20 protein-coding genes are annotated in these 22,079 nt (G+C 44.9%); 17 read left to right on the top strand and 3 right to left on the bottom strand.

Translation table 11 applies throughout. From position 1 onward, the window contains the following. Positions 1-13: 13 nt before the first annotated feature. Positions 14-1,015, bottom strand: coding sequence for a uroporphyrinogen decarboxylase family protein (locus tag ACGHCT_RS17640; RefSeq protein ID WP_072848852.1), 1,002 nt, complete (start codon positions 1,013-1,015; stop codon positions 14-16). Between the two features lie 154 nt (positions 1,016-1,169). Between ACGHCT_RS17640 and ACGHCT_RS17635 the strand changes: the two genes are divergently transcribed. The 13 genes from ACGHCT_RS17635 to ACGHCT_RS17575 all read left to right on the top strand — a co-directional run bounded on the left by ACGHCT_RS17635 (position 1,170) and on the right by ACGHCT_RS17575 (position 14,190). Then, positions 1,170-2,702, top strand: a complete 1,533-nt coding sequence (locus ACGHCT_RS17635) for a CdaR family transcriptional regulator (RefSeq protein WP_072848850.1) — start codon at positions 1,170-1,172, stop codon at positions 2,700-2,702. A gap of 81 nt (positions 2,703-2,783) precedes the next feature. Next, positions 2,784-3,215 carry a chemotaxis protein CheW gene (locus tag ACGHCT_RS17630; protein WP_390437094.1) on the top strand — a complete coding sequence of 144 codons (432 nt, stop codon included), beginning with the start codon at positions 2,784-2,786 and terminating at the stop codon, positions 3,213-3,215. Positions 3,216-3,228: 13 nt separating this feature from the next. Next, positions 3,229-3,546 carry a hypothetical protein gene (locus ACGHCT_RS17625; RefSeq protein WP_390437093.1) on the top strand — a complete coding sequence of 106 codons (318 nt, stop codon included), beginning with the start codon at positions 3,229-3,231 and terminating at the stop codon, positions 3,544-3,546. Further along, the gene (locus tag ACGHCT_RS17620) at positions 3,539-4,381 is read left to right on the top strand and encodes a protein-glutamate O-methyltransferase CheR (protein ID WP_072848844.1); all 843 of its coding nucleotides are present in this window, start codon (positions 3,539-3,541) and stop codon (positions 4,379-4,381) included. Before ACGHCT_RS17625 ends, ACGHCT_RS17620 begins: the two co-directional genes overlap by 8 nt. Then, a complete protein-coding gene (locus tag ACGHCT_RS17615) occupies positions 4,356-4,721 on the top strand; it encodes a response regulator (protein ID WP_072848842.1) in 366 nt (121 codons plus the stop codon). Before ACGHCT_RS17620 ends, ACGHCT_RS17615 begins: the two co-directional genes overlap by 26 nt. A 23-nt stretch (positions 4,722-4,744) precedes the next feature. After that, a complete protein-coding gene (locus ACGHCT_RS17610; protein ID WP_390437092.1) occupies positions 4,745-6,421 on the top strand; it encodes a methyl-accepting chemotaxis protein in 1,677 nt (558 codons plus the stop codon). Between the two features lie 16 nt (positions 6,422-6,437). After that, a complete protein-coding gene (locus tag ACGHCT_RS17605) occupies positions 6,438-7,049 on the top strand; it encodes a chemotaxis protein CheC (protein ID WP_390437091.1) in 612 nt (203 codons plus the stop codon). Between the two features lie 4 nt (positions 7,050-7,053). Beyond that, on the top strand, positions 7,054-7,530 hold the full coding sequence (locus tag ACGHCT_RS17600) for a chemotaxis protein CheD (protein WP_072848836.1): 477 nt from the start codon (positions 7,054-7,056) through the stop codon (positions 7,528-7,530). Between the two features lie 20 nt (positions 7,531-7,550). After that, the gene (locus tag ACGHCT_RS17595) at positions 7,551-8,492 is read left to right on the top strand and encodes a diguanylate cyclase (RefSeq protein ID WP_390437090.1); all 942 of its coding nucleotides are present in this window, start codon (positions 7,551-7,553) and stop codon (positions 8,490-8,492) included. An 11-nt stretch (positions 8,493-8,503) separates the two neighbouring features. Beyond that, entirely contained in the window at positions 8,504-10,522 is a 2,019-nt protein-coding gene (locus ACGHCT_RS17590; RefSeq protein WP_390437089.1) for an ATP-binding protein, read from the top strand. Positions 10,523-10,545: 23 nt separating this feature from the next. Then, positions 10,546-10,986 (top strand): CheW domain-containing protein, encoded by a 441-nt coding sequence (locus tag ACGHCT_RS17585; protein WP_072848830.1) that lies wholly within the window; start codon positions 10,546-10,548, stop codon positions 10,984-10,986. Positions 10,987-11,012: 26 nt separating this feature from the next. Further along, positions 11,013-13,274 (top strand): EAL domain-containing protein, encoded by a 2,262-nt coding sequence (locus tag ACGHCT_RS17580; protein ID WP_390437088.1) that lies wholly within the window; start codon positions 11,013-11,015, stop codon positions 13,272-13,274. Between the two features lie 61 nt (positions 13,275-13,335). After that, positions 13,336-14,190 (top strand): AraC family transcriptional regulator, encoded by an 855-nt coding sequence (locus ACGHCT_RS17575; protein WP_072848826.1) that lies wholly within the window; start codon positions 13,336-13,338, stop codon positions 14,188-14,190. A 45-nt stretch (positions 14,191-14,235) separates the two neighbouring features. Here the strand turns inward: ACGHCT_RS17575 and ACGHCT_RS17570 are convergent, their stop codons facing one another. Together ACGHCT_RS17570 and ACGHCT_RS17565 are read right to left on the bottom strand one after the other, a co-directional pair. Further along, positions 14,236-14,592 carry a PqqD family protein gene (locus ACGHCT_RS17570; RefSeq protein WP_072848824.1) on the bottom strand — a complete coding sequence of 119 codons (357 nt, stop codon included), beginning with the start codon at positions 14,590-14,592 and terminating at the stop codon, positions 14,236-14,238. Between the two features lie 3 nt (positions 14,593-14,595). After that, on the bottom strand, positions 14,596-16,512 hold the full coding sequence (locus tag ACGHCT_RS17565; RefSeq protein ID WP_072848822.1) for an OPT family oligopeptide transporter: 1,917 nt from the start codon (positions 16,510-16,512) through the stop codon (positions 14,596-14,598). 229 nt (positions 16,513-16,741) lie between these two features. Here ACGHCT_RS17565 and ACGHCT_RS17560 point away from each other — a divergent pair, with 229 nt between their 5' ends. From ACGHCT_RS17560 to ACGHCT_RS17545, 4 genes are all read left to right on the top strand, one after another. Then, the gene (locus ACGHCT_RS17560) at positions 16,742-18,097 is read left to right on the top strand and encodes an MATE family efflux transporter (protein ID WP_390437087.1); all 1,356 of its coding nucleotides are present in this window, start codon (positions 16,742-16,744) and stop codon (positions 18,095-18,097) included. A gap of 44 nt (positions 18,098-18,141) precedes the next feature. Next, positions 18,142-19,269 (top strand): HNH endonuclease domain-containing protein, encoded by a 1,128-nt coding sequence (locus ACGHCT_RS17555; RefSeq protein WP_390437086.1) that lies wholly within the window; start codon positions 18,142-18,144, stop codon positions 19,267-19,269. Between the two features lie 259 nt (positions 19,270-19,528). Continuing rightward, positions 19,529-20,128, top strand: coding sequence for a hypothetical protein (locus ACGHCT_RS17550; protein WP_390437085.1), 600 nt, complete (start codon positions 19,529-19,531; stop codon positions 20,126-20,128). Between the two features lie 29 nt (positions 20,129-20,157). Then, on the top strand, positions 20,158-22,068 hold the full coding sequence (locus tag ACGHCT_RS17545; RefSeq protein WP_390437084.1) for a site-specific DNA-methyltransferase: 1,911 nt from the start codon (positions 20,158-20,160) through the stop codon (positions 22,066-22,068). Positions 22,069-22,079 lie beyond the last annotated feature (11 nt).

Raw genomic sequence — 22,079 nt, 5'->3', positions numbered from 1 at the left:
GCACAATGCAGCATTATGTGAGAGAGAATCTTTTCTTATTATATTTCTCAATCTCTTCACATACTGCGTCATAGACGCCAGGATAAGAGCAGTCTGGTCCTCCCATGCTGGTACACGGCAGGAAATATTTAGGAGGGATTTCGTCGCAGACCTTTTTGATTTGAGCCGCAATACTTTCATGGGTCCAGTCTTCTCTGTCAACGATACTATTATCAATACCGCCCATGAAGGAGATCTGTCCTCCGTAGGTTTTAACCAGTTCCGGAAGGTTATTGGTATGGATGGTTCCCTGGTGAATATCAATACCCATTTCTATCATGGAAGGAATCAGATTTGCCACATAACTGTCTGAATGGTGTACAATGAGACATCCCTGTTCTTTGAAGTAGCCGTAAACTTTTTTATAAACCGGAACGAAAAATTCCTGGAACATCTCAGGGGAGAAGAAAGAGGAGTACTGTGTTCCGAAGTCATCATGGTGGAAGACAAGGTCCGGTTTTATATATTTCATCAATTCTTTGGCATATGCCAGTTCCCAATCAGCCATAAAATCAAATAATTCATGCATAGCCTCCGGCTCTTCGTAAAAAGCGACCATTGCCGGTTCCATTCCCATTAAATAATTTATTTTTTCAAAGATCCCCGGAGCCATAAAAGCGGCCACGAACTGCTCTTTACGATCAACTGCGTCTGCCTGCGCCTTGGCTGTTGCCCATACTTCTGGGGGATAGACAATCCTGGGAGCTCTGACGGTTTCTCTCCACTTGGTAATATCCTTTAGCGCTGCCAGTCCATTGCTGTGTATAGGGAGGGGGCCGGCACATCCCTTTGGAAAGGTTACGGTGACGCCCCACTGGTTCATAACGGTTTCCCCCGGCTTCATGGTATAGGCAAAGCCGCCTATGTGTGTAAGGATGGGGTCAATAATAAAAGCAAAGGCTTCGTGGCAGTTTACATAGCGGTCGGGATGCCCTCCCTGAATGGTTTCCAGCAGATTTTGTCGTTTTGTTAGCATAAGCAAATCCTCCTTTAATAAATTTCGTACATTTTTTATCTGGCCCCATTATAAGGGGAAAGCGGAAGAAAAGTAAATTCTACAAAGAAATTGACTTTACTGTGAAAAGTTCCTATACTTTATACAGAACATATATTCGCGGGGAGGCGGGGCAATGAGAATAAGTATGGAAATTATATATGAGAATCTGGCAGAGTTCAGACCGTCTGGAAGAAGAGGGAGGGGATGGAACGAAATGAGATATCTGGGGTTTACACCCATGGGAAAAAAGATGGGAACTCTGGCTGAGGAATTTGTGATTCTGGGGCGGGCAGCGGAGCTGGAAGCGGCTGCTCTGCCTGAAAGAAGCGGTATTATATGCCTGGGTACTCCCCAGGGAACTTTGGATAAAGCGCAAAGATGGATCCTTCTTCCGGAGACAGCCCAGTGGGAGGAAGTATGCTGTGCTCTTTTAATGGCCTTCCGCAAGTACCAGCTGTGGGAAGAAGCGCTGACGGAGGCACTGCGGAGGAACGAAGGAATTGAGAGCTACTGTCAGGCCAGTGTGGATATTTTTGAGAACCCGATTTTTGTGCATGACGGTGACTTTGAGATTATAGCCAGTGTAAATGAGATGCCTGAGCAGGTGAAGTGGAATTATGAATCCCAGACAGGGAAGAAAACCGTTCAGATGGAAACTATGAATGAGTTTAAGGTCTCCAGAGAGTATCAGGACAGCCTGAAAACACGGGGAGCCCAGATTTTCCCGAGGCAGCAGTTTGGATACCGGGGACTGTATGTGAATTTTTGGATGGAGGAAACCTTTCTGGGAAGGATATGCGTAAATGAACTCGGAAGAGAGTTCAGAGAGAGCGATTATCCTCTGTTGGAATATCTGGCAGGGCATGTGCAGACAGCCCTGGAGAGGGGCTGCCTTCTGCAGTCAGACGATCCCAGGGACCTGGAACAATCTTTCTATGAACTGCTCCAGCACGGACACACGGAGGAGAATGCCCTGAAGAGGCGTCTGGAATATCAGAAGTGGAAGCCAGGTGACCGTTTCCTGTGTATCCGCCTGCTGGTAAGCAGCAGGGATTTTTCCACACATGCGGTTTATTTTACCTGCCGGAGATTGGAAAATATGTTTGCCGGTATCTATGCATTTCACTATCATGAGGGTATTTTTATCGTCTTAAACATTGAAAAAACAAATGGCGATATAACTGAATTTTTTCAGCGGTTTGCGGTATTTATGAGGGAAGGCCTATTTAAGGCAGGAATCAGCTGCCTGGGGAATGACTTTATGGAGCTGCGGTTCTACTATCAGCAATGTCTGGCGGCACTGGAGATGGGAGAAAAGGAAAACCCTATGTTTTGGATGTACAAGTTTGAAGATTATGTACTTTCCTACTTGTTTTATCAGGGCAGCAGGAAACTTCTTCCCCAGATGTACTGTGAGCCCGGACTGCTGAAACTGAAATTATATGATGAAGAGCACAGTACAGAGTTCTTTAAAACCCTTTATAGTTACCTTGTTAATGACAGGAATATCGCTCATACTTCGGGCAGCTTGTATATTCACAGAAGTACGTTACTATACCGTCTGGAAAAGATTAGGAAGATATTGGGACTGAACTTGGATGAGCACAAAGTCCGTTTCCGTCTTCTTCTTTCCTACGAGATATTAGAATGGATGCAGAATGAATAAGTTCCGCAGGTTTACTTGAGTTTTTTCCTATAATAACGTATTATTAGTATAATAGGCAAAGAGCGGAAAGGCGGATTTCAAATGGATTACATAGGGGAGTGCTGCCTGGCATTTACGGCAAACAATATTAATTTTCTTATCCCGGTTTCCGGCGTAAAGCGGGTATGTGATGCAAGACAGGGGACAGCGGCAGAAGAGGATATGCGGGTTCTTAATTTTCCTGTTATAGCAGGCAGAACGGAAGAAAGACAATGGGATTATATACTGATTCTTGAGACGGGCCGGACAGTGTTCGGACTTTTAGCAGAAGAGATCCTGGGGCTCCGTGTACTGGAAGAGGAGGAACTGCTCTCGTTACATCCCCCGGTGCTAAACGAAAGAAATCAATATCTGCAGGCCGTGGCAAAGCTGCGGGGGGATGACGGAATAGCTGTGCTGGGATATCTGCTGAACCCCGAACAGCTGTATCAAAGGATTATAAATTACAGCGGCAGTCCGCCGGGCGGGGCGTAGAAAAGGATGGGGTATGGACTATATAACGGTAAATACAGGTACAAGGATTTTCTATATTGAAAAGAAAATGACGGAAGCAATTGTCAGAGATCCTGAAATTCTTACAGTTCCGGAAGGAGAGGAGAATCTTCTGGGACTTTCCGTATATCATGGCCGTCTGGTAGTCTACTATCAGTTGGGAGACAAAAAGTCTTACTCTTGCGGGATTATCATAAAGGCAGGGGGAGAAATGCTGCCTGGAATACCAGCAGATACAGTTGGAGAGGAAGAGGCAGATCCCTCGTGTTTAACTATGCTGATGGAGGGAGTCTGGGGAAAGAAAAGTGATTAGGCTAAATGAAAAAGAATTTACAGAGATTGTTGCATATATGCGGGAATTCTATGGAATAAATCTGAATAAAAAAAAGACTCTGATTGAGTGCCGTCTGACAAAGGAACTGCAGAGACGCGGGCTTTCTTCCTTCGGAGAGTATCTGGAACTGCTGAAAGGAGACCGGACGGGAAAGACGGCAGAGGGGATCGTGAATCAGCTGACCACTAATTATACATATTTTATGCGTGAACCGGTACATTTTACTATCCTAAAAGAGAAAATCTTTCCGGAGCTGTTCCGGGAGATTCAGCATGGAATCTGTAATATATGGTGTGCGGGGTGCTCCACAGGAGAGGAATGCTATACACTGGCCATGCTGCTTCAGGACTATAAGGAAGAGGCAGGGCAGATTCCAAGCGTAAGGATGCAGGCAACAGACATTTCCAGAGAAGTGCTGGAAAAGGCACAGAAGGGAGTGTATCCCTTGAGAGAGCTGGAGCGTCTCCCGGCTGTGTGGCAGAAAAAGTACTGCAGAGTTGCAGATAAGAAGGTCTTTCAGGTAAATGAGTCACTGAAATATAATATTATGTTCCGGTATCAGAATCTGATGCAGACATTTCCGGCATCTGAAAAATATCATGTGATATTGTGCAGAAATGTTATGATCTATTTTGATAAGGATGCCAGAAAGGCACTCATAGAAAAATTGGAAAACAGCCTCCATCCAGGGGGATACCTGCTGATTGGTCATGCTGAATTATTAAGCAGAGATGAGACACGGCTGGAGCAGACGGCTCCTGCGGTTTACAGAAAGCAAAGGAGAGGAAATGGGGAAAAAAATATTAATTGTTGACGACGCAATGTTTATGAGAAAGGTTATCCGCAGGTATCTGGAGCATGGAGGCTATACGGATATTCTGGAGGCAGAGGATGGCGAGCAGGGCCATGAGCTTTACAGGAAGCATAAACCTGACTTAGTGCTTCTGGACATTACGATGCCCGGGAAATCGGGAATAGAGGTGCTGGAGGATATTTTAGAGGAAGATCCCCAGGGAAAAATTGTCATGTGTTCAGCTGTGGGTCAGGAAATGATGATTCAGAAAGCACTGGTCAGCGGAGCGGCTGATTTTATAGTAAAGCCCTTTAAAGAGGAAGAGTTTATCAGGGTAGTCAATGCAAGTCTGCAGAATTAAGAAACGGCGAAGAGGAAAAGAACATGAAGGAAAAATTCAGAAATCTTAAAATAGGAAAAAAATTGCTTCTGGCTTTCGGGGCAATCATTATTATGTATGTTTTGACGGTGGTCATTGCTTTATTTAACATAAGAACCCTGGCAGAACGGATGGATCGGTTATACAATGAGCCCTTTGCCAATGTGCAGACATCACAGAATGCCATGGCAAATCTGCAGAAGGTGTCCAAGAATCTGTCGCTGCTGGCAGGCACAGAGAATCTGGTGGATAAGGATACCTATCTTCAGGATACCAAGGAAACAGTGAAAGAGGTAGAAGCAGGCATGGAGGCGCTGGCTACCGGGTATGTAAGCGGTCCTGAAAAGGTGGAGGAACTCAAGGGCCTGTTTTCCCAGCTGAAATCCCCCAGGGATGCTATGCTCGCAGCGATTGAAGAGAACAGAAGAGAGGATGCCCTGAACATATATACCGGTGAGTATGCGCCTCAGGTCGCAAAGGTAATGACGTGTCTGGGAGAGGTTGTGGATCTGTCAGCAGAGGATGCACACAAAAGCCTCTTAGAAGCAAAAAGGATAAGCAGACAGATTCTGACGCTCCTTATAATCATGGCAGCTGTTATTTTGCTTATCACAGTCGTTCTCTGGCTTACGATTACAAAGAGTATTCAAAGGCCCGTCAACGAGATAAAAAAAGCGGCAAACACCATTGCCAACGGGCAGCTGAAAACAGAGCTGACATATCAGTCGAAGGATGAACTTGGCCAGCTGGCAGATGATATCAGAGATACTGCCTCTGCTTTAAACTTATATGTATCGGAGATAAGAAAGGGATTAGTGGAACTGGGCAGCGGACGTCTGAATTACCGGCCGCCTATCAGCTTTAAGGGTGATTTTATAGCTATAAGCGAAGGGATGAATGAGATCGGAGAACTGCTGCGGGAGTCTATCGTGCAGATTGGAAATAGTGCAGAGCAGGTATTTGGGGGTGCGGAACAGATCGCCAACGGGGCGCAGGTGCTGGCCCAGGGGGCATCAGAGCAGGCCAGCTCCATTGAAGAACTTGCGGTCAGCATCAACGATATCGCAGACGGGGTGAGGGATAATGCAGACGGCGCGGTCAAATCCAGCGAACTGGCCGACTCTGTGGGGAATTACCTTATGGAGAGCAATGAACAGATGATGAATCTGATGGAGTATAACCGGCAGATTAAAAAGAATTCTGTTGAGATCACAGGAATTGTAAAGGAAATCGAAGATATAGCATTCCAGACGAATATTTTGGCGCTCAACGCTGCTGTGGAAGCGGCAAGGGCAGGAGAGGCAGGGAAGGGATTTTCTGTGGTGGCAGGGGAAGTGAGAAGACTGGCCTCTAAGACATCCAGTGCTTCCAGGCTTACCTCAGAGCTGAGCGAGAAGAATAAAGAGGCGGTGGATGCAGGGATGGAGGCAGCCAACGACACAGCCAAAACGCTGAAAAAGTCAGTGGACGGAGCGCAGGAGGTAAATAGGATGGTCAGTAAAATCTCCCAGGCATCCGTGCAGCAGGCGGAGGCAATCTCCCAGATCCGGAAAACAGTGGAGCTTATTTCAGATATTGTGCAGGGCAACTCCGCTACCTCTGAGGAGAGTGCGGCAGCAAGTGAGGAGCTCTCTGCCCAGGCTCAGATTCTAAAAGAGCTGGTGGAAAGGTTTGAGGTATAGCATATGAGGGGCATAGATGAATAATTACAGAGAACTGGATGAATACGACAAAGACATTTTAAGGGAACTGGGAAATATAGGAACCGGCAATGCGGTTACCTCCCTGTCCCAGATGATGAATCATTCCCTGGAGATAGATACCCCCAGCATTAAGATTATAAAGTACCAGGAGATAGCCGGTATTCTTCAGAGAGAAGAGGAGATACAGACAGGAATACTGGTAGAAGTGCACGGAGAACTGCAGGGCATCTTTTTGTTTCTTCTGGATGAGGACTTCACCTTTTCAATATTGAATACTATTCTGGGGGAGAAGGAAAGGCAATTGATGAACCTTGATGAGATAGAGCGCTCCCTTATCTGTGAATTGGGGAATATTATGTGCAGTTCTTACATAAGAGCACTGTCACAGCTTTTGAACCTGAAGATTGATGTAGATGTGCCTAATCTGTGCATCGATATGGGCGGAGCAATTCTGAATATTCCCCTGTCGCATTTCCTTGTATTCAGCGACGAGCTGCTTATGATTGAAAATATATTTCATATGGGCAGCTGCTCTTTTAAGGGGCATATCTTATTTCTTCCGGAGATGGAATCTCTGAGAGCAATCATTGGAACACTCAGGGAGTGAAGCTATGGATAAAATTATCGTAGGAATTGGTGAGGGAAAGCTTGCCCAGGGGGAACAGATTCTTGTGTCCTATGCACTTGGATCTTGTGTGGGGATTTGTTTATACGACAGAGCAAGGCGGCTTGCCGGTATGGCACACGTTGTTCTTCCCTGCAAAAAGGACTCTCTGAATCAGGACAATGCGTATAAATTTGCAGATGAAGGGGTAAGGGCGCTGATTCGTCTTATGACCTCACACGGGGCAGACAAGAGGCGGCTTACGGCAAAGCTTGCCGGGGGTGCCAAAATGTTTGAGACAAAAAACAGCAAGTGGGAGATCGGCAGCCGGAATACAGAAACGGTAAAGCGGGTTCTCAAGGAAGAAGGAATCCGAGTGGCCGGCGAGGATATCGGTAAAAACTACGGGAGAACGATTACATTTTATGCAGAAAACGGACAGCTGAGGGTGCGAACGGTACGCCATAAAGAGATTCTGCTGTAGATAACAATGGAGGTTTTAAAATGGAGAAAGAAAGCAGAGAGATAGTGCTGGTTGTGGACGATAGCCTGCTAATCTGCAAACAGATTGAAATAGCGTTAAAAGAGGAGCCTGTTTTCCTCTGTGAGGCCCACAGCGGACAGGAGGCGCTGGAAATGGCGGCACAGTATCAGCCGGATCTGATTCTTTTGGATGTGGTGCTTCCGGATACAGATGGTTATGAGTTATTTGAGCAGTTAAAGGAAACCGACAATAATGATGCGGCGATACTATTTCTGACGTCTAAGGATAAGGATGAGGATGTGGTAAAAGGCTTTGCCATGGGAGCCTGTGACTATATTAAAAAACCATTTGTCCAGGGAGAGCTTTTGTCCAGAGTACGCACGCATCTGCAGCTCAAGCGGCAGAAGGATGAGCTCAACAGACAGAATATGGAACTGCGCTCAAGTATGGAAAAGCTGAATTATATGGCATTTAGAGACGGACTTACCGGCTTATATAACCGAAGATATGTCGTAGGAGACCTTATGGAAGATATGAGGTGCTGCCAGTTGGGAGAACGCCATAATGTGATGATTCTGGCAGATATTGACGACTTTAAGGTGATTAACGATACCTATGGGCATGATGCCGGGGATATGGCCTTGGTGTGCATTGCAAATATCCTGGAGGGAATCTGCGGCCGGCACAGGGTGGTGCGCTGGGGAGGAGAGGAGTTCCTGGTCGTTCTATTTGAAGTCACAGAAGACGAGGCATATGAGATCAGTGAACAGATCCGCACAGAGGTAGAAAAATTTAAAATCTTTCATGAAGAAGGGGAATTTTCCTGTACTTTGACCCTTGGACTCCATGCGTACCATGAGAGTGAAGGCATTGAGGAAAGCATCAACTGTGCGGACAGAGCGCTCTATGAAGGAAAGCGAAACGGGAAGAACCGCAGTGTCTGGTATGAGAGAAAAGAATAAGTGGTGAATATATGGGATATTTTGATGACGACACCAAAGAAATGCTTGAGGTATATCTGGCAGAGGCCGGACAGCTGGCAAAGCAGCTGAGCGGGGTACTGTTTTCCGCTGAGGATAAGAATGAATTTTCCGGGGAGGACATTCATGCCGTATTTCGTATCATGCATACCATTAAAGGTTCCTCGGCTATGATGGGACTGAACAGTTTATCCTCATTGGCTCACACTCTGGAGGATCTTTTTGGATACTACCGGGAGGTGTACGGAAAGATAGAAGAGGCAGAACCGGAACTGTACGATTTGCTGTTTGCTGTTTCTGACTATATAGAAGGAGAGCTCTCCAGAATGCAGGAAGATGACTATGCACCCGGGAGCACGGATGAGCTGCAAAATTGGGCGGAGACATATCTGCGAAGGGTGTCCGCCGGGGAGGAAGTATCTGAAGCAGCTTGTGAAACCGTCAGTGAGGTATCTGTTCCCGGAGAGCTGAAGCAAAAGGCTGGTACGGTAGTACGCATTCTGTTCGAATCAGGGTGCAGAATGGAAAATGTACGGGCCTTTATGCTGGTGAGACAGATAAAGGGGCTTTGCTCCGATCTGGAAACGTATCCTGCTGATCTGGAGACATCGAAGGACAGTGCGGGGTATATCGGGGATAACGGAGTATTTATCCGTTTCCAGAGCAGCAGGAAGGATGAAGTAATTCAGGTCCTCAGCAAAGGATTGTTTGTCGCTGAATGCCGGGTGATGTGGGAATGCTCCCGGGAGGAAGCGGCAAAGGGGACAGCAAAAGCTGGCGGAAAAAAGGAAGGGGAGGCGAAAGAGCCGGATTTCCTTAATGTAAAGACAGACCGTTTAGACAAACTTCAGAATTTATCCGGAGAATTATTAATCCAGATGCAGGCGCTGGACAGTTACCTGGGAGAAAAAGGGCTGGATGAACTCAGAGAGGGAACGGCCCATCAAATCAACCGGCTGATCAGCGAAGTGGAACATACGGTCATGCAGATGCGGATGGTGCCTGTGGCCAGAATTGTGCCCAGCTTACGTAAGATTCTTCGGGATATATGCAAAGACACCCAAAAAGAGGCAGAACTTATCATCAACTGCGGGGATATCGAGGCGGATAAAAGTGTAGTGGACTATATAGCTGAGGCACTCCTCCATTTAATCCGCAATGCTGTGGACCATGGGATTGAATCACCGGAAGAGCGCACAGAAGCCGGGAAAAGCAGAAAAGGAAAGATTATTTTTACAGTTGGGAATACGGTAGGAGAACTGCGTATTTCCGTCAGTGATGACGGCAGGGGTCTGGATGAAGAGAAGATAAAGGCGAGAGCCAGGGAGAGAGGCCTCTTTCATAGGCCCGAGGAAGAATACTCGGCGCAGGAGATTCAGAGCTTTATCCTTCACCCCGGATTTACCACGAATGCTCAGGTTACAGAATATTCAGGCAGAGGTGTGGGCCTGGATGTGGTGAAAAAGATTATGGAGGACGCCGGAGGTCACCTGTATATAAACAGCGAAGCCGGGAAGGGGTGTACATTTACCATCACAGTGCCTTTGACACTTGCGACAATGGAATGCACCAGGTTCCGGGTGGGCGATTACCGTTTTTCTCTGCCGGCCCGCCACGTATTTCACTTTTTGGATTACGGGGACAGCAAAAAGAATATTCAGAAGGCAAATGGTCTGGAATATATTTTATTTCAGGACAGAATGCTTCCTTTTCTGGACCTGCACAAGGTTTACGACATTGCAGGAGAGACCCCTGCCACGGGGATTATTATTTATGTCAGAGGCACGGAGAGAGAGGGATGCATTCTCGTAGATTCCATGTATCAGCAGAAGCGTATTGTGATAAAGCAGCTGCCTCAGCTGTTCGGGAGCGGGTTCCGTCAGCATACGGGAATCAATGGGTGCAGTATTATGGGAAACGGAAAGATCTGTACAGCCCTTGACACAGAGATCCTGATCGGCAACTATATACATGCGGGAACCGTGAAAACCGAAGAAAAGAAGACGCTTTAATAAAAACAGGAAGGAGACTGTGTATGGAATCCGGACACAGCGATGAGATACTTTGTATCCCGGGAGACAGGAGGAATTATGGGATAGAGCTTTTCCAGGTAGTAGAGATATGTTCTTCCCTGCAGATTTCCAAGGTTCCGTGTTTACCTGATTATTATGCAGGAGTGTGCAATTATAAGGGGACAATTATCCCGGTAGTCAGACTTTGGGAAGAGGGAGAAGCAGAATCCGGGGACAGGGATATGATGATAATCGTTAGAGAACAGAATTTTCAGATGGGAATCCCTATAGGAAGGTCTCCCTTTATCATAAAGGCAGCCCAGTCAGAGCGGATAGAGAATGTCCGTACATTTATTGAGTCAGAGGTGTGGGCTGTGAAGGAAATCTATAAAAAGGACGGAGAACTCTATCTGACAATTGATATGGAGCGTACCATGGAAAATCTGGTTATTTATCCTGTATAATCCAGAGGGAATGTGAGGGCAGAAGATTGAATCAACAAAATTTCAAGAAGCAGATTGTGATTCCCGGTATTCTGGTTGCCTTGATAAGCGTGATCCTGATTGGTATCAGCATATTTATTTATTCCAGTATTCAGGAGACCCAAAAGCAGGAAATAAAGCAGAACCTGAAAGAGATTGTCTCACAGTACAGTAATATTATAACTACTAAAATTGACGGAGACTTCCAGACGCTGGAGGCAGTCTCTATATTTGTAGGAGAAACGGATATTTCAGATCTGGATCAGGTAATGGGATATCTGGAGGCTGAAAGCAGGAGGAACAGCTTTCTGAGGATGGGATACGTAACTCCTGACGGAATTGGTTATTTTGTAGATACAGATGGAACGAAGCATTACAGCCAATATGTGGGAGACGAAGAATTTGTCCGGGAGGCGTTTACAGGCAGCAAGGCAGTGTCCGATACAATGAAGGACAGATTCTCAGATAACTCTATTAACTGCTACGGAGTTCCGGTTTATCACAACGGGGAGATAACGGGCGTCCTGACGGCTACGAGTCTCTCTTCTAAATTTTCCGAAATAATTGAACAGAAGATATTTGAGGGAATTGCATATGTGCATGTCATTGATGAGGATGGGAACTTCATTATCCGTTCTCATCATGTGGTGATCCAGGAGGAGATATCTAATATTTTTGAAAAAGGGGAATTTCCCGGGGATATCAAAAAAGAGATGCTGGCAGATATGCGGGCGGGGAAAGAGGCTTTTGGGAATATTGGATATGGGGGAACAGACTATTGGATGGCGGTAGTGCCTGTAGGAATTAAGGACTGGCAGATCTACTGCGTGGTACCTCAAAAGTTCTTGAATAGTAACTTTAACACCCTGCTATGGGTATTCCTCAGCGTTATGCTCTGTATGGTTCTGCTGTTTGCCGTACTGTTTTTCTATATTTACCGTTTGATACGAAGAAGCAGAGAAACGATGGAACAGCTGGCATATACCGATACTCTGACTGGTGCAGATAACCGGAACCGGTTTACTGCCGATCTGCCGGGGCTGCTGAGAGGGTCTGCAGACTATGCCCTGGTCCTGTTTAATATCAGTGGATTTAAATTCATCAACGAATTCTTTGGCTACGAGACAGGTGACAGGCTGCTGAAGCATATTGCCGATGTTTTGAAATCCAGCATGAAGGAGGGGGAGCGGTATTACAGAGACAGTGCGGATCGCTTTGGGATCTTTATGTATTATAAAGGCAGAGAGGAAGCTGTAAAACGTCTGGAGCAGATTCAGAAGCAGATTAGTGATTTCAGTCTGAGCCAGAACCAGAGTTATCACATTATCTGCAACTTTGGAGTGAAAGTCATTGAGGAAAAGGACTGCGGGAGGAACGCAGATATTGATACCATAATGAACCGTGCTATGCTGGCTCTTAACAGCGTAAAGGGAAATGACTATAACGCCATCGCTTTTTATGATGAGGTGCTTCACCAAAAAGCAAGAAAGAAAAGTGAAGTTGAGAATAAAATGTATACTGCTCTGGAGAACAGGGAATTCTGCATGGTGCTGCAGCCCAAATATGCTCTGGGCACCGGTAAGGTACACAGCGCAGAGGCCCTGGTGCGGTGGTATGCTAAGGACGGAACGGTATACTATCCGGATGAATTTATACCAATATTCGAAGAGAATGGGTTTATTACAAAACTGGATATGTATATGCTGGAGGAAGCGTGCAGATACCTCAGCAGCTGGCTTGAAAAAGGCTATCCTGCAGTGCCCGTATCAGTCAACCAGTCCAGGCTGTTTTTCTATGATTCTGAATACATGGATAAATTCCATGAGATTGTAGATAAATATCATCTGGACCCCTCTCTGATTATTCTTGAGGTAACGGAGAGTGTTACCATGAATCATCTGGAACAGATTAAAGAGGCAATGGAACGGCTTCACACCATGGGATTTCGTGTATCTATGGACGATTTTGGCAGCGGGTATTCATCCCTGAATATTCTAAATGAGCTGTACATTGACGAGCTTAAGCTGGATAAGGAATTCCTGTCGAATCAGGAGGACAGCTGCCGGGGCGAGGTGATTATGAAGAATATTATGAAGCTGGCACGGGATCTGTCCATCACTACAGTGGTAGAGGGGGTAGAGACCAAACAGCAGGTAGAATTCCTGAAATCCATATCCTGTGATATTGCTCAGGGGTATTATTTCGCTAAACCGATGCCTGCGGAAGAGTTTGAGGAAAGGTATCTGAAAAGCAGAGGCTCTCAAAACTGAACAGAAAAAGAGAGGACGCGTAATTTATAAATCTGTATACTAACGGTAAGGAGTTGAGCTTATGGAGTGGATCGAGAGATGGAACGGGGCAATGAAATATATAGAAGAACATCTGGCGGGCGAGATTGATTATGAAGAAGCTGCGAAGGCAGCCTGCTGTTCGGTCTATCATTTTCAGAGGATGTTTGGGTATATGGCAGACGTATCTCTTGGAGAATACATCCGGCGCAGACGTATGTCCCTGGCGGCAGTGGATCTGAGGAACAGAGAAGAGAAGATTATAGATGTGGCTCTGAAATACGGCTACAGTTCGCCGACGGCCTTCAACCGTGCGTTTCAGAGTATACATGGGATTCCCCCTTCTATGGCCAAAGAAGACGGCGTCTCTCTAAAATCCTACCCTCCGCTCAGCTTCAAAATCACAGTAAAAGGAGCAGATGAGATGAATTACAGAATTGAGCAGAAAGAGGCATTTCGTGTAGTGGGAGTATCACAGCCCATGTACAAAGAGATTGAGAAGAACTTTGCGTCTATTCCCAGGATGTGGAATCAGGCTGCTGAGGACGGTACTATCCCCAGACTGGTGGGGCTTATGAACACTTCTCTGAAAGGTGTGCTGGGGATCAGTGCCTGCTGCACAGAGGATAACTGGAGATACTATATCGGAGTGCCAAGTACCGCTCCGGTTCCGGAGGGAATGGAAGAGTATACGGTAGAGGCCTTTACCTGGGCAGTATTCCCCGGGACAGGAGATATGCCCCAGTCCATCCAGAGGCTGGAGCAGAGAATTGCCACAGAATGGCTTCCCACCTCCGGGTATGAGTACGCCAACGGGCCGGATATAGAGTTCTATATCAGCCCGGATCCCCAGAATGCCAGCTATGAGGTATGGGTACCAGTGGTGAAAAAGGATTAACAGGAAAAAGAGGATGTGCCTTGACTGCAGCACATCCTCTTTTATTCAGGGTTTTTGGAAACTTATAAAGTGATAGCTTTCTAATATCTGAAAATATTTGGCCAGCCGCTCATAGAGAGGGGCGGCCTCATGTCCGAATTCTTCATCTACCTTCTCTCCCAGTCTTATAATATCGGTTTCTCCGTCGATAAGAGGCCATACAAAGCTTCCCAGCTTATCCAGGTGAATCTGCGTTACCTTTGGTTTGGCCAGGAGCTTTTGTGCCGCACGGTTAAAAAAACCAGTGTTTTCTACCAATAAGGTGATCGTGCCTTTCGAATCCTCTTCCCATTGAATAGCGTTGTTTTTCACAGGAATATATTCCAGATAATTCTGATTTATCACTTTTTCTTTCTTTTTCATAATCTATTTTCTCTCTTTACGTTTTCTCCACAGCGAGAACTTCAGTACACTTAGAATTACCAGCGCAAATACAAGAAGGCTGCCGATATTGGCTGCAGCAGGGGGCAGGCCAAGCTTACCGGAGAGATCGATGACAGCATCCAGGTTGAAGACTGCCAGTATCGCGAGAATGATGCCTACCAGTCCTTCTCCGGCAATCATGCCGGAGCAGTACAGAATACCGTCGCTGATAACTGAAGCTTTCTTTTTCTCATCCTGCTCTTTCTTTTTATCCAGACCCAGACGGATTAATCCGCCCACCATAATACATGCATTTAACTGTACCGGCAGGTAGACTCCAATAGCAAAGGGAAGTACGGGAATTCCCAGTATCTCCACGGCAACAGCCAAAAACACTCCGATAAATACCAGGGTCCATGGGAGGTTATTTTCCATAACGCCTTCCACAATCATTTTCATTAACATAGCCTGGGGAGCACCCAGCTGATCAGAGCCAAAGCCCCACGCGGCGTTCAGAAGATACAGAACTCCCCCGATGGCAAGGGCTGCGGCAATCACCCCGATCAACTCACCAATCTGCTGCTTTTTCGGAGTGGCTCCAAGCAGATAACCCGTCTTCAGGTCCTGAGAGGTGTCCCCTGCAATCGCGGCTACGATACAGATAATGGAGCCGATGGCAATTGCCCCCTGCATCCCGTGAATGCCGCCGTCCCCTGTAAACTTCAGAATAATGGTAGCGATAAGAAGCGTAGCAATCGCCATACCGGATACCGGGTTATTGCTGCTTCCCACCAGACCTACCATACGGGAAGAAACGGTAGCAAAGAAGAAGCCAAATACTACTACAATCACAGCACCCAGAAGACTGACAGGAATAGGAGGTGCCAGCCAGATGGCCAGGGTAATCAGCGCTACGCCGCCCAGGATAATTCCAAAATTCAGATCCCTACCAGTACGGGTGGTATCCATGTTCTGACTTCCTTTCATCCCTTTGATGGCATCACGGAAGGTTCTTATAATCAGAGGAAGTGATTTGGCAAGGCTTATGATGCCTCCTGCAGCCAGGGCGCCTGCGCCGATGTATCGGATATAGCTTCCCCAGATACCGCTGGCACCCTTGGCAGCAAAGATTTCTTTGATGGGTTCCGTTCCAGGGTATAAGGTGAGGTCAGCCCCGAAGAGTACAATGGCAGGTATCAGCACCAGCCAGCTGACCAGACCGCCGGCAAACATGTAAGAAGAAATTCTGGGACCGCAGATATAGCCTACACTCATTACGGCAGGATAGATCTGAGTTCCGATCTCCCCTGCGAAACCTTTAACTTTTAAAGATACTTCGCTTGGGACGATTTTAAGGCCGTCAATAATAAACTTGAAAGCTGCTGCAATCCCCATACCTGCAAATACAGTGGAGGCGTTAGCGCCGCCTTCTTCCCCGGCCAGAAGTACTTCCGCACATGCAGTTCCTTCCGGGTAGGGTAAGATGCCGTGTTCCCTGACGATCAGCGCATTCCGCAGAGGTACCATAAACAGAACCCCCAAAAGTCCCCCTAAGAGAGCAATCAGAGTGATTTCTATAATACTGGGAGTCTCCATCTTACCCTCTGCGGCCCAGAGAAACAGAGCCGGCAGTGTGAAGATGGCTCCAGCGGCCAGAGACTCTCCCGCCGAACCAATGGTCTGCACAATGTTACTCTCCAAGATGGAATTTTTGCGCATAATTACGCGGATAACACCCATGGCCAAAACAGCGGCCGGAATGGACGCGGAGACAGTCATACCCACCCGCAGTCCGAGATATGCGTTGGCTGCACCAAAAACTACAGCCAGTATCACCCCCATAATAATCGAGGTGACAGTGAACTCCGGCGTGATGCGATCAGCCGGAATGTAAGGTTTAAAGTCTTTTTGTTTGTTCATATCTTTCTCTCCCTTTTTAGTCATACTGGACTATTATAGCGAAAGGTGTAGAAAACTGCAAGGAGAAATAAAACAATGTCTACAAAATTAGTATATATTAGACACTGATTTTGTTGGCAACTGCGGAAGATTATGAGAAATAAATGAAAAAAATTTAAAAATTATTGAAAGACCCGTAGTAATTCTATGTAAAAATATGTTAAAATATAAGTTTAAAGGAGGAAATAATGTGAAAAAGGAAATAAAAGTCAATAGTTTGGATTTAACCCAAGGCAGCATTATTAGGGGGATTCTCCTTTTTTCAGGTCCTTTAATCGTTGGTAATATCTTTCAGCAGCTATATAATACGGTAGACTCTGTTATTGCAGGTAACTATATAGGGAAACCGGCATTGGCAGCTATTGGTTCCAGCAACTCACTGATTAACCTTATTATAGGACTTTTTATGGGGATCGCAACAGGAGCTGGTGTAGTAATTGCCCAGTATTACGGTGCAAAAAATGAAGAGAAAATGCAGTGGGCTGTACATACCTCTATCGTTCTAAGCATAATAGGCGGAATTATTCTCACGCTAGTAGGCGTTACCATGACACCGCAGATACTTCGCTGGATGGGAACGCCTGACAGTGTTATGAAAGAGGCTGTAGTATATCTTCGGATTTTTTTTCTTGGTTCCGTGTTTAATATTGTTTATAACATGGGGGCAGGAATTCTTAGAGGGGTAGGGGACTCCAGACGCCCTCTTTACTACTTATGTGCTACATCAGTAGCAAATATTATTCTTGACCTGATATTTGTTATTTGCTTTGAGATGGGAGTTGCCGGGGCTGCGATAGCTACTATTATATCCCAGGGAATTTCTTCTGTTTTGGTAATAGTAACATTGATGAAGGATAAGGATATTTATACGCTTTGCTTCCGAAAGCTACGTCTGGACAAACGGATGACCATGCGCATTCTGGTTATGGGAGTACCTACAGGGATACAAACAGCAGTAATATCTTTATCAAATGTAATTGTACAAGCTTATATAAATAGTTTCGGACAGGATGCCATAGCTGGTTCCAGTTCTTACATGAAAATAGATGGTTTTATTGTGCTTCCTATCATGAGTTTTGGTATGGCAGCTATGACTTTCACAGGACAGAATATTGGGGCGGGAAAGCTGGAGAGAGTCAAGCAGGGAGCGGTAAAAACTTTACTGGTGGGATGTGTATACTGTTCTGTTATGTCTATCGTCCTGCTGGTGTTCGGAAGAGAGGCTATGAAAATTTTTTCAAGAGATATAGCTGTGATCGAGTACGGGTATCTCATGTGTAAGATCCTTGCTCCGTTTTATGTGGGCATTACGATAGCACAGGTAATGGGAGGTGTTTTTAGGGGAGCAGGAAAATCTTTGTCCACGATGCTGATTATGGTGGGTAGCATGGTTGGGATCAGGATTTTATGGATTCAGGTAATGACTAAAGTTTATCCTAGTTTGGATATTGTATTGTGGGGATATCCGGTATCCTGGTTCTTTGCCGTTTTGGGTATGGTTCTATATGCCTGGAAAGGAAAATGGCTGGTGGAACAGAGAGGATAGTGATATCAAATAACAGGCGGTAAACATAAAAAGAAGGTGATATAATGCAACTGCCATATACTGAGGCACTGAATATTCAATACTTCTCTCAATTATTTAGAAATACAAGTGAATGCTATAAGTTTTTTTGGTTTCAGTCTATTCTGACCAAAGTAGAAGAAGGAAGAACAGTATTTTCTTTTGATGAGTTAGTCGATGAAATGATAACCGAAGCATGGTATATGGTCTCAGAGTATCATTTAAATCTGGGTCCCAGAGACAATCTGGAGCTTATAGTCCAGCATATTCATGAAACAACGAAGTTAAAGCCCTCAGAAAAAAAGAGTGAGATATTAAAATATTTGAAAAGCAGCAGTGATAAAGAAGTAATGCGATTAAAAAGAGTATTGATAGCAAACGTTCCCTATCGGCTGCAGTCTCCGTTAATGCCAGAACTAAAAAGTAAAGATCTAGAGGGTGCTTCAGAGGCGAAGATTAGCAGAATTAATCAGCAAAGGCGGCTAATGTACTATTTTGGTATGTTTAGAGGATTAAATACTGAAATCTTCATGCAGCCAGAATGGATATCATATATTCGAAAAAACCAGGTGATTATAAGAGGATGGCTTCAATATCATATGATTAAATATTTACAGAAACGTAATCCAAGTGTACCAGGGATTTCTGACAAGCTGATGCCTCCGGCAGAGCGTAATTTGGAAAAAGTAAAAAAGTATTGGAGGACCATCGTAGAATTGCACCCTATTTACGATATTTATGGGGATACGAGACTTACATCAAAGGAAATCTCAATTGATCATTTTATTCCCTGGTCTTATGTAGCCCATGACGAGTTGTGGAACCTGCATCCTACGACAAGGAGTATTAACAGTAGTAAGAGCAATAATCTTCCCGACTGGAATACATATTTTCCGCTGTTTTGCAGACAGGAATACATATCGTATCAATTGATTTGGAAATATGATAAGATACATCAGGAATTTAATAAATGTAAAAAGGAACACCTAAATACAAATGAAATTCTGTATCGTTTATACAGGAAAGGAATAGGTGCTGATGAGTTTGAGAAACAGCTAGAAGAAATCATGCAGCCTGTTTATCAGTCGGCAAAAAACAGTGGATTTCGGAGATGGGTATATGGGAATGAGGAGGAAAAAGAAGTATTCAGCTGATTATCCGGCAGGTGAAAGTAGAATACGAGTAAAAGATTGGGCTGATAGGGTTAAAAACTATATCAGCCCGTTTTTTGCGCTTATTCTAAGAAGGAGTATTTGCCAAACGCTGTAACAGATATCCCGATAGAGTTGATATTGTTCCGATAATTAGGTATACTCGGTGGTAAAGCGAGGTGCAGATTTTAAGCTTATTGACATTTAGGCAGAGACTGAAACAGTAGATGGTTTAGAATATTATGATAATGGAGGAACAAGTATGGCGGTTACAAAAGATACAATTGTTAAAATACAATTATCAGAAGCAGATATGCATATTTGTACAGAGAATGCTCAAATTCTTTGTGAGACTATGACAGACCGCAGGGATTTGCATGCAAGAGGGTATATGGAGAGATTTATAGATATACTGATGGGAGAAGCAGCGGAAGCGGCTGTCATTAAATGGCTGCTCCAGAATAGGAAATATGCGGTCTCAGCAGTAAATAAAAGATCCGGAAATCCTGATTTGGGACATGACATTATCTTAAAAAATATATGGGGAACCGAAATAAAATGTTCGGTAAAATCTTCCTTGTCGGTGTATAAAAGCACAATTGATGATATATTAGATACTTTTACGGTGGCAACCAAGGCGAGCGAACTGCGGAAGGTAAATATTCAGGTATATTATTGGCTGAAGCTGAAAGGAGAACCTAGAATTACTGTACCGACAGAAAGGAATATGGCAATAATAGGCTGGATTGGGGAGAATGATGTGAAGGAATTTGGCACATACAGCACAGAGAATCGCCAGGCACCAAAGATGAAACTAAGGGATACACGTCCGATGCATAGTCTGCTGGAGTACCTGGTTTAGTGCTGTGGGAGAAGGAGCAGAGATTGAAGATGAAAACAAAACAAGTTGACAGGAATATAAATCATTTTCAAAAGGATAACCTTATAAAATTGGCGCAGATCTTTCCTTCCGCTGTCAAAGACGGTGAAGTAGACTTCCTTGCTTTAAGAGAAGAGCTGGGTCTTTTTACAGAGGTCAAAGAAGAAAAGTACGAATTCACATGGGCAGGTAAGCAGAACGCTAAAAAAGCGGCACAGGAGGATGTTTTTGGAAAGACATTAAAACTGGTTTTGCCTGAGAGCAAAGAGGCGGATAAAACCGAGAATATTTATATTGAAGGCGATAATCTGGAAGCGTTAAAGCTGCTTCGTCAGAACTATTACAATGCAGTAAAGATGATTTATATTGATCCCCCATATAATACGGGAAATGACTTTATTTATAATGATAATTATAAAATGCCGGCGGCAGATAGCCTGAAAGCAGAAGGCGATATGAGTGATTTGGGTGAGAGATATACAGTAAATACGAAATCTAATAACAGGTATCATGCAAATTGGCTGAACATGATGTATCCGCGGCTGCTGGTAGCAAAGGATTTATTGACAGATGACGGAGCTATTTTTATCAGCATCGATGATAACGAGCTGGAAAATGTAAAGAATCTCTGCAATATGGTTTTTGGTGAGAGTAATTATGTTGCAATATTTCCATGGAGAAAGAGAACCGCCAAATCAGACGTTCCATTTGGAATCTCTCAGGATTATGAGTGGATTGTATGCTATGCAAAGTCTTCCTTGTTCAAAGGAAGTATAGCAGGAAAAGAAAGAAAATACTATGAGAGTGATGATTACCCAAATCGTCCTTGGAGAATACATGATTTGACAAAGCAGACAACCGCAAGTGAGAGACCTAACAGTTACTTTACAATAATCAATCCTAAGACCGGCGCGGAATACCCTGCCAATCCCAACAGAACATGGGCAATTACGCAGGATACCTTTAAAAAATATTATGATGAGGGCAGAATTGTCTTCCCTGGGGATTATTCTTTTCTAAATATTAGCAAGCCGGCGCTGAGATATTGGAAGGAAGATGATATGGAGAAGGCCGGGGAGGACTTTGGACGGATCGCAGTAAGTACAAAACTCGGAGATGATATTGGAATGTCCCAGGATGGAACAAAAGAAATAACGAACTTGTTTGGGAGCAAAATATTTCCATTTCCCAAGCCCTCATCTTTAATTTGCTTTTTGTGTAAGATACACACCAGTGGACATGATATCATACTTGACTTTTTTTCAGGATCAGCAACCACTGCACATGCAGTCATGAAGCTGAACAGTGAGGATAAGGGCAAAAGAAGGTTTATCATGGTCCAGATTCCTGAAGTCTTAGAGGCGTCAAGTGAGGCATATAAGGCAGGCTTTTCTACGATATGTGAAATTGGCAGGGAGCGTATCCGTCGTGCCGGCGAGAGCATTGTGAGAGAGAATCCGGACTGTGAAGTGGATACGGGATTTAAAGTGTTCCGTATCGCGCCCACCAATATAAAATGGAACTCACTTATGGATGCAGGGCAGCTTGATTTCTCACAGATCGAAAGTGCTCCGGATCTTGCGGACTTTATGCCCGGGGCGAATGACGCAGATATTGTGTACGAATTAATGCTCAGACAGCGCAACGTAGCTTTATCCGAGTCTCTGGAACAGCTGTCTGACATTGGAAGACGCACATATCTCTATGGGGGCAGCTATCTGGTATGTCTGGAAACAGAGATAACCGTAGAATTGATAAATAAACTGGCAGAGCTTGTACCGCTGCCGATCAAGTTTATTTTCAGAGATTCTGCGTTCAGGGACGATATTGCATTGAAAGATGAGACATTTCGAAGATTGAAGGCACTTATCTCGAAGAATGCCGGAACTGATAAACCTGTATATACCGTAGAATTTATTTAAGGGGAAATGAA

The organism is Lactonifactor longoviformis (genome assembly GCF_042848515.1).
Classification (GTDB): domain Bacteria; phylum Bacillota; class Clostridia; order Lachnospirales; family Lachnospiraceae; genus Lactonifactor; species Lactonifactor longoviformis.
Note: the sequence above shows the minus strand (reverse complement) of the source record. Positions and strands in the feature narration are given on the sequence as shown.

Coding starts and splice junctions, on each gene's coding strand:
- ACGHCT_RS17640 (WP_072848852.1), bottom strand. CDS start 1,015: ATGCTAACAAAACGACAAAATCTGCTGGAAACCATTCAGGGAGGGCAT.
- ACGHCT_RS17635 (WP_072848850.1), top strand. CDS start 1,170: ATGAGAATAAGTATGGAAATTATATATGAGAATCTGGCAGAGTTCAGA.
- ACGHCT_RS17630 (WP_390437094.1), top strand. CDS start 2,784: ATGGATTACATAGGGGAGTGCTGCCTGGCATTTACGGCAAACAATATT.
- ACGHCT_RS17625 (WP_390437093.1), top strand. CDS start 3,229: ATGGACTATATAACGGTAAATACAGGTACAAGGATTTTCTATATTGAA.
- ACGHCT_RS17615 (WP_072848842.1), top strand. CDS start 4,356: ATGGGGAAAAAAATATTAATTGTTGACGACGCAATGTTTATGAGAAAG.
- ACGHCT_RS17610 (WP_390437092.1), top strand. CDS start 4,745: ATGAAGGAAAAATTCAGAAATCTTAAAATAGGAAAAAAATTGCTTCTG.
- ACGHCT_RS17605 (WP_390437091.1), top strand. CDS start 6,438: ATGAATAATTACAGAGAACTGGATGAATACGACAAAGACATTTTAAGG.
- ACGHCT_RS17600 (WP_072848836.1), top strand. CDS start 7,054: ATGGATAAAATTATCGTAGGAATTGGTGAGGGAAAGCTTGCCCAGGGG.
- ACGHCT_RS17595 (WP_390437090.1), top strand. CDS start 7,551: ATGGAGAAAGAAAGCAGAGAGATAGTGCTGGTTGTGGACGATAGCCTG.
- ACGHCT_RS17590 (WP_390437089.1), top strand. CDS start 8,504: ATGGGATATTTTGATGACGACACCAAAGAAATGCTTGAGGTATATCTG.
- ACGHCT_RS17585 (WP_072848830.1), top strand. CDS start 10,546: ATGGAATCCGGACACAGCGATGAGATACTTTGTATCCCGGGAGACAGG.
- ACGHCT_RS17575 (WP_072848826.1), top strand. CDS start 13,336: ATGGAGTGGATCGAGAGATGGAACGGGGCAATGAAATATATAGAAGAA.
- ACGHCT_RS17570 (WP_072848824.1), bottom strand. CDS start 14,592: ATGAAAAAGAAAGAAAAAGTGATAAATCAGAATTATCTGGAATATATT.
- ACGHCT_RS17565 (WP_072848822.1), bottom strand. CDS start 16,512: ATGAACAAACAAAAAGACTTTAAACCTTACATTCCGGCTGATCGCATC.
- ACGHCT_RS17555 (WP_390437086.1), top strand. CDS start 18,142: ATGCAACTGCCATATACTGAGGCACTGAATATTCAATACTTCTCTCAA.
- ACGHCT_RS17550 (WP_390437085.1), top strand. CDS start 19,529: ATGGCGGTTACAAAAGATACAATTGTTAAAATACAATTATCAGAAGCA.
- ACGHCT_RS17545 (WP_390437084.1), top strand. CDS start 20,158: ATGAAAACAAAACAAGTTGACAGGAATATAAATCATTTTCAAAAGGAT.